This is a genomic window from Calothrix anomala FACHB-343, from assembly GCF_014696435.1.
Classification (GTDB): Bacteria; Cyanobacteriota; Cyanobacteriia; order Cyanobacteriales; family Nostocaceae; genus Aulosira; species Aulosira anomala_A.
On the sequence record NZ_JACJQG010000050.1, the window covers coordinates 26,668 to 40,321 of the forward strand.

11 protein-coding genes are annotated in these 13,654 nt (G+C 39.3%); 4 read left to right on the forward strand and 7 right to left on the reverse strand.

What is annotated here, in order from left to right; genetic code table 11:
• The first annotated feature begins 195 nt into the window (after positions 1–195).
• Positions 196–531 (forward strand): XisI protein, encoded by a 336-nt coding sequence (locus H6G08_RS24730; RefSeq protein ID WP_190547795.1) that lies wholly within the window; start codon positions 196–198, stop codon positions 529–531.
• 37 nt (positions 532–568) lie between these two features.
• Here the strand turns inward: H6G08_RS24730 and H6G08_RS24735 are convergent, their stop codons facing one another.
• The 6 genes from H6G08_RS24735 to H6G08_RS24760 all read right to left on the reverse strand — a co-directional run bounded on the left by H6G08_RS24735 (position 569) and on the right by H6G08_RS24760 (position 10,947).
• Positions 569–844 carry a hypothetical protein gene (locus H6G08_RS24735; protein ID WP_190547797.1) on the reverse strand — a complete coding sequence of 92 codons (276 nt, stop codon included), beginning with the start codon at positions 842–844 and terminating at the stop codon, positions 569–571.
• Positions 845–952: 108 nt separating this feature from the next.
• Positions 953–2,758, reverse strand: a complete 1,806-nt coding sequence (locus tag H6G08_RS24740; protein ID WP_190547807.1) for a diguanylate cyclase — start codon at positions 2,756–2,758, stop codon at positions 953–955.
• 9 nt (positions 2,759–2,767) lie between these two features.
• A complete protein-coding gene (locus H6G08_RS24745) occupies positions 2,768–3,748 on the reverse strand; it encodes an ABC transporter substrate-binding protein (RefSeq protein WP_190547869.1) in 981 nt (326 codons plus the stop codon).
• Positions 3,749–4,362: 614 nt separating this feature from the next.
• Positions 4,363–8,982, reverse strand: a complete 4,620-nt coding sequence (locus H6G08_RS24750) for an NB-ARC domain-containing protein (RefSeq protein WP_190547809.1) — start codon at positions 8,980–8,982, stop codon at positions 4,363–4,365.
• 165 nt (positions 8,983–9,147) lie between these two features.
• The gene (locus tag H6G08_RS24755) at positions 9,148–9,597 is read right to left on the reverse strand and encodes a hypothetical protein (RefSeq protein WP_190547811.1); all 450 of its coding nucleotides are present in this window, start codon (positions 9,595–9,597) and stop codon (positions 9,148–9,150) included.
• 126 nt (positions 9,598–9,723) lie between these two features.
• Positions 9,724–10,947 (reverse strand): chromate transporter, encoded by a 1,224-nt coding sequence (locus tag H6G08_RS24760; RefSeq protein ID WP_313942652.1) that lies wholly within the window; start codon positions 10,945–10,947, stop codon positions 9,724–9,726.
• A 256-nt stretch (positions 10,948–11,203) separates the two neighbouring features.
• On the opposite strand from H6G08_RS24760, the gene H6G08_RS24765 reads away from it, so the two are divergent.
• From H6G08_RS24765 to H6G08_RS24775, 3 genes are read left to right on the forward strand one after another with little or no spacing between them, the layout of a single operon-like run.
• The gene (locus tag H6G08_RS24765) at positions 11,204–11,347 is read left to right on the forward strand and encodes a hypothetical protein (protein WP_190547815.1); all 144 of its coding nucleotides are present in this window, start codon (positions 11,204–11,206) and stop codon (positions 11,345–11,347) included.
• Positions 11,348–11,366: 19 nt separating this feature from the next.
• On the forward strand, positions 11,367–11,759 hold the full coding sequence (locus H6G08_RS24770; protein ID WP_190547817.1) for a hypothetical protein: 393 nt from the start codon (positions 11,367–11,369) through the stop codon (positions 11,757–11,759).
• Between the two features lie 27 nt (positions 11,760–11,786).
• On the forward strand, positions 11,787–12,533 hold the full coding sequence (locus H6G08_RS24775; protein ID WP_190547819.1) for a gamma-glutamyl-gamma-aminobutyrate hydrolase family protein: 747 nt from the start codon (positions 11,787–11,789) through the stop codon (positions 12,531–12,533).
• Between the two features lie 408 nt (positions 12,534–12,941).
• On the opposite strand, the gene H6G08_RS24780 is transcribed toward H6G08_RS24775, so the two are convergent.
• Entirely contained in the window at positions 12,942–13,454 is a 513-nt protein-coding gene (locus H6G08_RS24780; protein WP_242046259.1) for a tetratricopeptide repeat protein, read from the reverse strand.
• Between the last annotated feature and the right edge of the window lie 200 nt (positions 13,455–13,654).

Below are 13,654 nucleotides of genomic sequence, written 5' to 3' on the forward strand. Positions count from 1 at the left end.
GCAATCCTAAATCATTTGTGAAATTTACCAATTCTCAGTTTTTTCTCTTATCCTTGGCGTACTTGGCGTCTTCTCTGCGAGACGCTGCGCGTTGGCGGAAGCCTCTCGCAGAGAAGGCGGTTCATGAAAAAAATAATTTCACAACTCAGATAAGATACTTATTGTATTTGACGAAAAAATTGAGAGGGTTTGGCAATGGATAAATTAACTAAATATCGAGAAATTGTCAGACAAATAATCAATGAATACGCCAAGCATAAACCTTATCACGGCAAAATCGATCCTTTACCAATTATTGACACAGAAAATGACCGTTATCAAGTTGTACAAGTAGGCTGGGATGGCGTGCGGCGCGTACATGGCTGTACTGTACATCTTGATATTATTGGTGAAAAAGTTTGGATTCAATATGATGGTTGTTCTCAACCTTTAGCACAAGCACTGATAGATGCTGGTGTCCCTAAAGAAGATATTGTATTAGCTTTTCATCCAGAGGAATTACGACAATATACAGGTTTTGCTGTGTCTTAAATTCTTGATTAACTAGAACCATGCAAATAAAGTATATTTATAGGTTTTTTGAAGAACGTAGACGCAAAGCGGCTTCCCGTAGGGTAACCCAACACACAAATACCTTATTGTGATGCGTCAACATTGTTTTGACGCCGATAAATACAACGTTGACGACAATAAACACAACGTTGACGCCGATAAATACAACGTTGACGACAATAAACACAACGTTGACGACAATAAATACAACGTTGACGACAATAAACACAACGTTGACGACAATAAACACAACGTTGACGACAATAAATACAACGTTGACGACAATAAACACAATGTTGAAGAGATTAAAAATTCAAGGTGCGTTGCGCTGCGCGACAACAATTTTGTCTCCCTTGTCTTCCTTGTCTATTTTGTGCGCTGATTGAATTTGCGATCGCAGTTAAGCTACATATATATCATCTGATGGGTAACAATAGCGATTACGTCCTCTGTGTTTGGCATTATACAGGGCTTCATCGGCTGAAGCAATCAGTATATCTGGCTTGATTTCTAAAGCGGGGATGAGAGATGAAATTCCTAGACTAACTGTGACTATATCCTGTACCTCAGACTTGGCATGGGGAATCTTCAAATCTTGAATTGCTTGTTGAATATTTTTGGCTACTTGAATTGCTCCGAATAAATCAGTATTGGGGAGAAGTACAGAAAATTCTTCTCCACCGAAACGGGCTACGAGATCTGCAGGACGATAAACTATTTGTTGGACTCTTTGAGCTATTTTGACTAGACAATCATCACCTTTGAGATGACCATAGTAGTCATTATAGGATTTAAATTGATCGACATCAAATAAAATCAATGACAGGGGTTGTTGTTCTTTTAAAAGGCGATTCCATTCTGCTTGTAGTCGTCCATTGAAGCAGCGACGGTTAGCTACCTGTGTCAAACCATCTAGATTAACTAGTTTTTCGAGTTTCTGGTTTGCATCTTCTGCTTTTTCTTTGGCAATTAATAACTCTGCTGTTCTTTCTTGTACCCTTTGTTCTAAAGTTTCAAAAGATGTTTGTAACTGAAATGCCATGTTGTTAAACGATTTTGCTAGTTGACCTATTTCATCGTTTGAGTTAACTTTAGCACGGATATCTAAGTTACCTGTTGTAAATTGAAAAACTATATTTGTCAGGTAAATTATTGGTTTTGTTAGCAGTTCTCCAATGACAAAAGCAATAATTGTGACTATGCCGGCGATAATTGCAAATAGACACATTGCATCATGAATTTGCTTTTTCACAGGTGCTAAAGCCACAGTAATAGGCTGTGCAAATACCACAGACCAAGGTTTATATTTTAACTGAGAAATCGCAATCAAATTAACCCAATCGCCTGTTGCTGATAAAGATGCAATTAAATATGAATCTTGATTGTCTAATGCCTGCTTAAGTTTTGATTCCTTAGTTGCCAATTCTTTAATAGGTGCATGAGGTAAACGCCGTTCTTTTTGCAATTGAGTGACAACATTCAAAGGTAAAGGCACAATTGATTTAAATAGCAGTTTTGGTGTAGTGCTATGTGCAAGATAAATATTATTTTCATCTAAAAGAATAGCAAAGGATTCTGCCCCAGATCTTTCAGTTTCTCGCGTTACTAACTGTTGGACAACAGTTGCATTGTATGCTACGCGCAATACACCTAATATCTTTCCTTGAGCATTACGAACTGGACTGCTAAAAAAGAGCGTCACTAAATCGGGAATTGTTGGCGATAGTTTCATGGCAGAAACAAAGGATAACTTAGTTTGCAGTGGTTGTTGAAAATAATCTTCTACTGATTCATCTTTACCAATATTTAATGTAGATGTATCCAAGACATTTTTACCGTTTAAGTCAAGCAAAGCGTAGGAAAGAATATTAAGCATATCTTTGCGACTCAGACGAATTAATGTTTCTATCGCCAATTGCATTTCGGGGCTATTATTTCGCTGTTTGGGTGGTAAATTGAGGTATTGTGCCAACCCTGGAAGAATAGCTTCTACGCGCACAGCATCAAGATTTTCATCAATAAAAGCATCGATTCTGTAAGTTGTTTCTTTCGCAGCAGCAGATAGAGCTTGTTGCGCGTTGCTAGTTAATGCTTTTTCAGTTGTCTGTTTATTGATAAATGCTAATAAAAGCAATGGAATCAAAGCTACAATGAGAAACGAAGCAATTAACTTTGTCCGAATGCCACCCAAAAAAGTCTGCTGCATGGCTATATCTTAAGAAGGATTTTGCAAAAAGGAAGAATTAAACAAATTCTTTAGTTCAGGAAGGCGCGTTACGTTCCCAGAGCGAATAAAAAAATCTGCATATATCTCAGCAGTTTTGTAGATAGAATTCGGGTTACTAGATTGAAATAATTTTTTATTTTCTGCCAAATCTGTTAAGCTTACTCCCTCTAATGAAAGTTTATTGCTAGGAATTTTTAAGGCTTTGCTGATGATAGCGTTTCCTTCTTGAATATTTGCTTTCCAGTAGTTTGAGGCTTGCAGCCATCCGCGCACAAATCCACGAATATCTTCGGGGCGATCGCGAATTATATCTTGGCGAAAGATTATCATATCTAAAATTAAGCCAGGGGTTTGTTTGCTGGTAAATAAGATATGTTCCCCTAATTTAATAGCTTTAGAAACATGGGGTTGCCAAGTATGTCCGGCTTGAATAACATTATTTTTCAGGTGTTGAGGAATTTCTAAAGCTTCTGCTTGAACTAACTTCACATCATCACTAGTTAATTTGCCAGTTTTCAACATCTCAGTTCCAAAAACTTCGCTAAAACCGCCTAAATTCACACCGAGCTTTTTTCCTTTTAAGTCAGCTATGGTTTGAATTTGTGATTGAGCAACTACTACATCTGCTCCTGTTGATTCATCTATAACCATCACGCCTTGTATATCAGGATTTGTGGCACTCAAGATAATAAAACTTCCCAAGGATAATGAAATACCATCATACTTACCTGCACTAAAATTTGCTTGCTCTAATTTGGTGTGTCGTTTATAAATTAATTCCACATCTACGCCTTGGGCTTTGAATAAGCCTTTTTCTTGAGCAATCAAGCCTGGATATTCACCAACAAAAGATCCAAATTGTACTTTCAAGGGAGGGCGTTTAAATTCTTTCGATGCTGAATGATGACAAGCAAATAGCAACCAGGCGCTAATCAGACAAATACTAAGATATTTAAATATTTTTAACATCATATAATGCTTGATATTTTCTAGTTATGGCTGATAAAAGCTGCTAAATAGTCTATGAAAAAAATATTATCCGTTTTCATAGTGTTCTTAATTTTTTGTAGCACTTTGTTAACTTCCGATATTCTGGCTAATGAACTAAATAGAAGCGTAAATAGTTAAAGCTTTGTATTCTAGCCTTCTGAGGAAGCTAGCAAGAACTTCTCAAAGGGAGTAATTTAGTCTGTAAATCAGCACTGGAGTGTTTACTCACAAAATGATTGACAAATTTTTATATGACACAGGGTAAGCCTAATCTAAATTCTCAGTAGAAGCGGAAATAAGTATGGTAAAAATAGGTGAAAAATGTAGTCAAAATTACGATATTTATGAGCATACTTTGATTTTTTAGATATAGAATACTAGTTAATTGCCATAAGCAACTCTGTATTAACATCTAAAAAATAAGCGGTCAATTTCAGTGAAACTACTTAATGTAATTAGGGCGGTGCAATTAAAAATAGTTGGAGAAAGCTGTCAATAGTCAGTAGAGACGCGATTAATCGCGTCTGTACAATAGTCATTTGTCATTTGTCATTTGTCATTCGCACTTTGCAAATAGCGGTGATATTGGCTTGTTATTGCCACCATCGCCCTATATCCGCGATCGCACGCGCAACTTCTACCGTTGCCGCTTCACTACCCAATGCAAAGATAACTGGAAAGAGTTCCTTGATACTGGGTAACAAAATAGGGCGAGTATGCAGGGATAAATTATGAAGAGTATCTCGCCACAGGGGGAAAAGTTCCGTTGCTGATATTGGTGATAAACCTAATGCAGTCAGAATGGAAACGCGATACTGCACATTCTCAATCGCCTTAGCAGCTGTGATTGCTTCTGGTAGTAATTCTGCTGGTAGTTGCTTGATTAATATACTCAAAATCTTAGCGCGATCGCGCTCATTCTGAATTTCTCTGGTAGTGGTGATTGCTTCTGGTAACAATTCTGGTAGTTGCTCGGCTAATGCAATCATAACTGGGGCGCGATCGCTTTCATATTCAATTGCTCTAGCGGCGGTGAGTACTTGTGGTAAGAACTCTGGCGGTAGTTTCTTGACTAATGTCGCTAAAACTTCGGCGCGATAATGCTCAGAGTCAATCGCCATAGTTGTATTGAATACTTCTGGTAATAATTCTGTTGGTAGTTTCTCGGTTAATGCAATTAAAACTTGGGTGCGATATTCCTCATTCTCAATTACTGTAGCGGCGGTGAGTGCTTCTTTTAACAATTCTGCTGGTAGTTTCTCGGCTAATGTTACCAAAATTTCGGCGCGTAAGTCTTCATAATCGTCAATCGCCTGAGCTGCGGTGAGTGCTTCTGACATACAATCTGGTAGTCGTTCTCCTAATACCATCAAGGCTTGAGCTTGAAAATACTTGATTTCCAGTTCTCTAGCCACAGTGAGAGCTTCGGGTAATAATTCTGGTGGTAAACTTGGGACTAATGCACTCAAGACTTCGGCACGATCATACTCATCCTCAATTGCCTTAACGCTGGACAGTGCTTCTGGTAATAATTCTGGTAGTTTTTCGGCTAATATCTGCATACCTTTGGCGCGATCGCGCTCATTCTCAATTCCCCTCGCGACAGCAAGCGCTTCTGGTATACAATCAGGTAGTTTTTGCATTAATGCACTCAAAATTTGAACGCGAGAATAATCATTTTGAATTGCTCTAGCAATGGTGAGTGCTTCTTTTAACAACTCTGGTGGGAGTTTTTCGGCTAATGCAATCAGCACTTGGGCGCGATATTGTTCGTCTTCAATTGCTTGTAAAATTGAGATTGCTTCTGGTAATGACTGTGCTGGGAGTTTTGCGGCTAAATTTTTGAGAACTAGAGTGCGATCGCTTTCATACTGAATCGCCCTCGTTAGTTTCAATGCTTCTAGTAACAAATCTGGCGATACTTTCTCTGTGAATACACTTGTAGCTTGGGCGCGATACTGTTCATCATCAATTGCTTTTAAAGCTGAGAGTGCTTTTGGTAACAACTCTGCTGGCATTTTTTCCGTTAATGCACTGAGGAAAGGAGCGCGCTCGCTTTCATAATGAATCGTCTTCGCCACAGTTAGCGCTTCTAGCAGTAATTCTGGTTGCTTGTCAGCTAATTTACTCAGAACTTTAATGCGACAGTTTTTATCTTCAATTGCTCTAGCGGCTGAGAGTGCTTTTGGTAACAACTCTGGTGATAGATGCTCGGCTAATGCTATCAAGAGTGAGGCGCGAGAATATTCATCCTGAGCCATAGCCATAGTCAGAGCTTCTGATAACAAATCTGGTGTGAGTTTGTCGGCTAATGCAATCAAGACTTCGGCATAATACCACTCAATATCCATTGACTTGACGGCGGAGAGTGCTTCTGGCAATAAATCTAGTGGTAGTTTTTCGGCTAATATTCTCAAGGCTTCAGCACGATATTTATCATCCTTAATTTCCCTAGCAGAGGTGACTGCTTTCAGGTACAAATCTGCTGGTAGTTTCTCGGCTAATGCTATCAAGGTAGAAACGCGATACCTTTCTTCTTCAATTGCTATCCAGATAGCGATCGCTTTTGGTGATAAAAATGATGGTATTCCAGAGTGAGGTCTGTTAATTAAGGGTATAGAGGTATAATATATTTCTCGCTCCATTGCCATGAAGAGGGAGAGAGCTTCTGGTAATAACTCTGGTAATCTCTGAGATAAAGCTATCAGCGTACAGGCACGATATTGCTCATCCGTAATTACTCTAGCAGCATTGAGTAATTTCGGTAACAATTCTGGTGGTAGTTTATCGGCTAATGTTATCAAAACGGGAGCGAGACAACGCTCATCCGTAATTACTCTAGCAGCATTGAGTGCTTCTGGTAACAATTCTGGTGGTAAATTATCGATTAATGTTATCAAACTAGAAGTGCAATCGCTTGCATAGTTAATCGTGTTCACCGCCGAAAGTACTTCTGGTAAGAACTCTGGTGCTAAATGTGGATTCTCGGCTAATGCTATTAAAGCGTAAGTGCGATCGCTTTCATTCTCAATCGCTCTAGCGGCGGAAAAAGCTTGTGGTAGTAACTCTGGGGTTAATTTTGGTGCTAATATTCTCAAAGCTGTCGCGCGATCGCGCTCATATTCAATCGACTTAGCAATTAACAGCGCTTCTGGTAACAATTTTGGTAGTTTCTCAGCGAATGCAATCAGCACTTCGACACGATATAACTCATACTTAATCGCCTTAGCAGATGAAAGTAATTCTGGCGATACTTCTTGTAGTTTTCCTGATAATGCTATCAGAAAATCAGCGTAATACTTCTCATCTTGAATCGCGTTAGTAATAGTAATTGCTTCAGATATAGCGATTTGCTCTAAATTTGCTGGCAGATAGTTAATTAATTCTGTAATCGCTGCTACTTTCTGTTTTAGTTCTGGTTTTTGCAAGGCGTAAGCTAATCCTTGCTCCGGAGTCCAGATTTTGTGTTTAACTAACCCTAGCAGCATTTTTGCAGGTAAATTAGCAGCCAAACTATTCAAAGAAGCTTTAATCAAAGCATAGCGACATTGCAAACTTACCACATGAGACAGCGTTGATTCACTCCAATTCGCCTCAGCTAATTCCCAAGCGCGAGAAATATCGCGGATATAACCCCCCACTTGTCCAAGTTTTTCTTGTGCTGCATACCAGCCATTATTTCCTGTTACTGACTCTTCCCGGAATAAGGCGTGAATTTCTGCTATTTGTTGCGCTTTTTCTAAATGCCAAACTAAATTTTGATGAATGTAACCATCAGGAATTAAACTATGCCAAAAATTATTTTCTGTCTTTTCTTGATAACGTTTTAGTAGTTGGCTATGTGCATCAATTAAATCAATACCCATCCCTGTAGGCGGAGATTGAGTTAAGCGACTACGAGCGACATCATGTAATAAGTCATGTAACCTATAAGCTTTAAATTTTACACCGCCAATAAATACAGGTGCATCAGATTGCAGTAAAGCATCATTCCACAGTAACTCTAAACATTCATTAGCTTCATCCTGAGATTTCATACCCCATAATGTCACCGCCATTGGTGCAGCTATGGTGACATCTTCTGGTAAAACGCCTAACCAAATAAAATTTTTCCAAGCTTCTTTATCATAGTCTTGCAAAGCTTTTAAACTTAAATTAAAAGTCGCTTCTAATGAATTTTCTTGACGCGGCCCGTATAATACTTTTAAATTAGCAACTTCTTGCTTTAAAGCTGTTTCTAACTTCTCCCATGTAATACCCCATTTAACTCTAGCGGCTATCAAATTCAGAGCAATTGGCAGATATCCTACAGTTTCAGCTACTCTTAAAGCCTCTGGTTTTTCTACTTCTGTAATTTCTCGTCCTAAAGATTTAGCAAGTAATTCTAGAGATTCTGCTGGCGTCATCAAATTTAATTCTTGCAAATGAGCGCCCACAGTATTAGCCACATCAGCACGCCGGGAAGTAATTAATAATTGAGATTGGGAACCCGCTACCATAAAGGGTTTAACTTTCTCTGGTTCCCAAGCATCATCTACTACTAATAAAACAGCTTTATTATGTAATAAACTGCGTAAATGGGCTGAGGTTCCTTCTATATTCACAGCACGAAATTCATAGTCGCCTAAAGCTTGTACCCAGCTACTAAGTAGAGCGAGAATATCTGGTTCTTGTCCTAAAGTTGCCCAAAGTACGCCACCTGAAAAACGTTTTTGAATATCATCATCGTGCGCAATAGCTGTAATTAAAGTTGTTTTACCTATGCCACCTAAACCGTGAATGGCACTAATTAATAATGCACCATTATCAGATGTATTTGCTAGTAACCGCGCTTTAATTTCTAAAGTAACTTGTGGACGATCGACAAAACTAGCAGGTAAACTCGGAGCTTGAAAAGGCCTATCTATAGGGCGACGATAATTAATAGTTAAGCTACCTTCTACCCGCCCAACAATAATATTATGATCGCCTTGGACATTTTGCACAACGTTTTCGTTACCAGAAATTGTTTGTGCTGTATGAGCAACTTGAATAGGAATATGGGGAGTTAAATTAGTTGGACAATGCTGATTTAAGTTGGGTTGAGTTACTTCATTCTTTAATATTTGTCGCTGATGTTTTAATCGGCGACGTTTACCTGTGAAAACGCCAGCCAACTTAGAGAAAAAAAGTAATACTCGCTTCCATAACCTTTTTAAGCTGCTTTGTGGCACTGTTTTAACTTCCTATATTTTAATACGGTTCAGTTAAAGTAAAATGCTGTTATAAAGGTCATTTTTTTTAATGAACCGCCAAGACGCCAAGGACGCAGAGAGAAGAAAAAATCGAAGAAATTAATGCTTAACTGAACTGTATTTTTCTATATTATGGCTGCTTTACTAGTTAATAGTTGCATTACCTCCCACAGTACCAATTACTTTATTACCATCACCAGCAGTATTTTGAACTGAGTTATTATCACCAGAAATTGTTGTATTAAAGTTATTTACAACTTGAGCAATTGCTTCTGTATCTTCTTGCATTAATTTGGTAATTTCTGCCGCTAAATTTTTATCTTCATCAATTAATTTTTTGAGTTGTTTTTGCAGCGTTTCTTTCGCATCTGCATCATCAGGCGAACTAGCTAATTCTTCGGCTGCACCTTTAGCCATTGGCTTGGCTTCTACTTTTGGTTGCAGTTTACTCCACAAAGATTTCGCTTTTTCCCAGCTATTAGCACCCAAAGTTTCACCGAGTTTCTTAGCAGCTTCTTCTGCTGCTGTCTCTCCAGCTTTGAGCAAGTAGGGTAAAAATGGGGTGAGAAAAGTAGTTAAAGTTATTATATCCATTGGCTTACTCTGATTTTTTAGACGTTAAATACTGGTCAATTTCTTAAGACCACTCTGTATTAACATCTAAAAAATCAGGGGTCAAACTCAGGGATAATACTGAGTTATACAGAAGCGATTAATCTATTAACCATTGACTAACCCTAATACATGTGAGCCAAGCCCAATCAATCCACCTGCTAACACTAACCAAGCAGAATTGATTTTAAATCGAAAAACAGCGATCGCACTCGCAATGGACACAATAATTGTCACCCAATCTATCAAGGCGGTTCTTCCTAAAGTATAGGTAACCCCCGCCATTAATCCCATTGAGGCTGCATTCACGCCATCGAGAAAGCCGCTAGCCCAAGGCGATTGACGCAATTTAGGTACCCAAGGGTTAACTACCAACACTAAAAGAAAAGCTGGTAAGAAGATACCAATTGTACCTGCGATCGCTCCCGCATTTCCAGCTAACAAATAGCCAATAAATGTAGCAGTAGTAAATACAGGCCCCGGTGTAAACTGACCAATAGCTACCGCATCTAATAACTGTTGAGAGGTTAGCCAATGGTTGCGTTCTACTAAATCCCGTTGCAAAAATGCTAGTAATACGTAACCACTACCATACAACACACAGCCAATTTTCAGAAAGAACAGAAATACACTAGCCCAACTAACTGATGTGACTGCGGCTGTTGTCGTGCTTATTTGTGCGAAAATACCAGACAAAGGTAACAACCATGCACCGTTTGTTTGGCTTTTTGTTTGCCAATTCTTCACGAGCATGACAATAACACCGAGAACAATTAGTAGCAAAATTTCATTCAAACCCGCAAAGTAACCTGCGATCGCGACTACTGCGGTAATTCTTGTCGGCCAGTCTTTTGCTGCTTTATTTCCTAGATTCCACAAGGCTTGCAGCACTATGGCAATAATTACAGGCTTGATACCATACAGCAACCATCCTACCTGAGGAACAGTCTGATAGCGAGTATAAATTGCTGCTAACGTCCAAACGATGAGCATAGCAGGTAAAATAAAGCAGCTACCTGCAATTAGTAAACCACGCCATCCACCGCGCTCATAACCAATGTGAATTGCTAATTCTGTAGAGTTCGGCCCGGGAATCAAATTCGTAATCCCCAGTAAATCTAACAGTTTCTCCCGACTCATCCAACGATGGCGGTTTACCACCTCATTATCCATCATAGCGATGTGGGCAGCCGGGCCGCCAAATGCGATCGCACCCAGGCGCAAAAATATAGTTGCTAATTCCGTTAATCGCTGCTTTTGTTCTCTGGGAGTCAAAGCGTTATAGGAAACCGCTTCCGGCTCTTTCTCGATACCCTCAGCTTCCGGCGTCACTATAGTTTTCCTAATCATTTTATGGACAAACTTAATATATCGGTTCTCGATAACGAAAATCTATGTTTTTAAGGGAAATGGGCATGGGGCATTGGGCATTGGGCATGGGGCATTGGGCATGGGAAAAATAGATTTTTTGGCGATCGGGTTACTTGAGAGTGATGGAAAAGCAATAAGCACGATACACTGTGTTAAGCTTATCCCACCCCTAAAATGAGTGGGATTTTGCGAGCATAGAACATGGGAAAAGCTACCAATGAAGCCAGTTGCTTTAACGCGGGAAACCCGCGATTGCGCTGGCTCCCCGATGCCCTATGCCCTATGCCCCATACCCCAAGTCGGCGGGCAAAAGTTTATCTCACCCCTTGCAGAATTAATCTTTCCCGCCGACTTTCTGTAAATTTCTTGAGGAAGCGTTGATGGCAAAGACAAACGCGGTTAAAAGTGAAACTTCTACCGAGGAATTACCCGCAGTTGCAGAAACTGAAGATGTAGTCACAGCTACAGATTCTCCTGCACCAGTAGAGGATGCTCAGAATATTGATGAAATTGTTAACTCGCTCAAAAGTTTGTTGAGTGCTTTAGAAAAGTTGCAAAAAGTACGTCAAGAAGTAGGTGATATTAAACCTTTAATTGGGCGGATGCTAGATGGCGAGCTAGTAACTGGTGAAGATTTAGAGCAACTTAAAGTAGGTGTGAACGGTTTGACGCGCTTAATTCGGGCTTATAGCGATCATCAAACAGCGTTGACTAAAGCACAACCTGCGAGAAAATTGTTAGATCAAATGTTAAAGGAGGGTAAAACTGATTAAAGTTTTCGGCTAAATTGGTGAAAGACGATGAGTAGAAAATCTCACAAAGCATTGATTGGTATTACTACCTGTGGTCAGCATGGAGCATTACCATTTTCTGTTGCCAGAGATTACCTAGATGCAGTCCGTGCAGCAGGCGGTACTCCCATATTATTACCACCAGGAGAAACTGACCCCAGCATCCTGTTAGAACCTCTGGATGGCTTAATCATTTCTGGTGGTGGAGATATTAATCCGGTTTGCTATAACGGTTGCAATCACCCCAGCATATATTCTGTAGATTGCGAGCGCGATGCTTTTGAACTACAACTAGCTAAACTAGCTTTAGAAAGTCATTTACCAGTGTTAGGTATATGTCGGGGTTTACAAATTCTCATCGTTGGCTGTGGTGGTACGCTAATTCCCCACGTACCAGAAGTATATGGTACATCAGTTTTACATCGTCTAGAACCTGAAGCTGGAAAGCGTTTGCCCACAGAACACATAGTTAAAATTGATGTCAAAAGCCGTTTAGCTAGTTGCGTGCAAAATACTCACATTTCTGTAGTATCGTGGCATCATCAAGCAGTACACAAAGTACCTCCCGGTTGGCGCGTTGTCGCCCATGCTCTAGAAGATGAAGTAATTGAAGCCGTAGAATGCGAATATCATCCTTGGGCATTGGGTGTACAATGGCATCCGGAGCTATCTGCTAACGATCCCCATCATCAAAGAATTTTTCAAGCTTTCGTCCAAGCGACAGTTCGTCAATGGTCAATAGTCAATAGTCAATAGTCAATAGTCAATAGTCAATGGTCAATAGTCAATAGTCAATAGTCAATAGTCAATAGAGACGCGATAACCCTTGTCTGTACAATAGTCATTTGTCATGCGTAGGGGCGGGGTTTCCCCGCCCTTGTGAGGGTTTCCCCGCCCTTGTGAGGGTTTCCCCGCCCTTGTGAGGGTTTCCCCGCCCTTGTGAGGGTTTTCATTCCAGTAGATTCCGCCAACAAATCGCAGTTTCATACTTTAAAAACGCAATACCAATTCTCTAAAATCTAGCAACGCAATCAAAACCAAAAACTTAGATACAGTCTCAATTTTGAATTTTGTTAGCGAGTCATCGAGCGTTATTTTGGATTTTAAATTGGTATAAATTGCTTTATTAATACCTCTTGTAAATTACGAATTACGAATTACGAATTACGAATTACGAATCTGTTTAATGGTATCACGAGCTTGTTCAGCCATCTCTTTTTCACCTTCTTTGTCAAAGAGATTGGCGGCTGTTTCTAAATCAGAAATTGCTGATTCTTTACTACCTAAAGCAAAATGAGACATCCCCCGAAATAAATAAGCATAAGCAATATTCCCATCTATAGTTATAGATTGTCCAAAATCAGATCTAGCTGACTGATATTCCTTAATACTAAAGTAAGCGATACCTCTACCCAGGTAACCATAGGGATTATCAGGTGCTAAACTAAGTCCTTGACTAAAAGTTTTAATAGCTTCGCGATAATTTTTCTTATCTAGTAATTCAAAACCTTGGTCTATAAAAGCTTTGGCGTTAGATTTATTATTTGTAATTTGAGTAAAGTTTGCTGTTATTTCGCTTGTTAAGTTGTTAGATAAATTTTCAGCATTAGCTTTAGGGGCACATAGCATTAAACCAAATAAAATCATACCCGATGCTAAAACTTTTAAGCCTTTCATGTGTATTTCTCCAATAAAATACATGACAAAAATTGTTGCGTATTTACTTAAAATCAGAATTTGGTAGAAATTAGCGATAGATAATAGCTTGATATAAGCTGTTTTACCTAAATGGAATCTCTATCCGTTGCTGTCTTATCAATCAATATCTCTCAGGGGAGTGAGCTTATGCAGTTTTGTCAGCTAATGATATTGTCGAG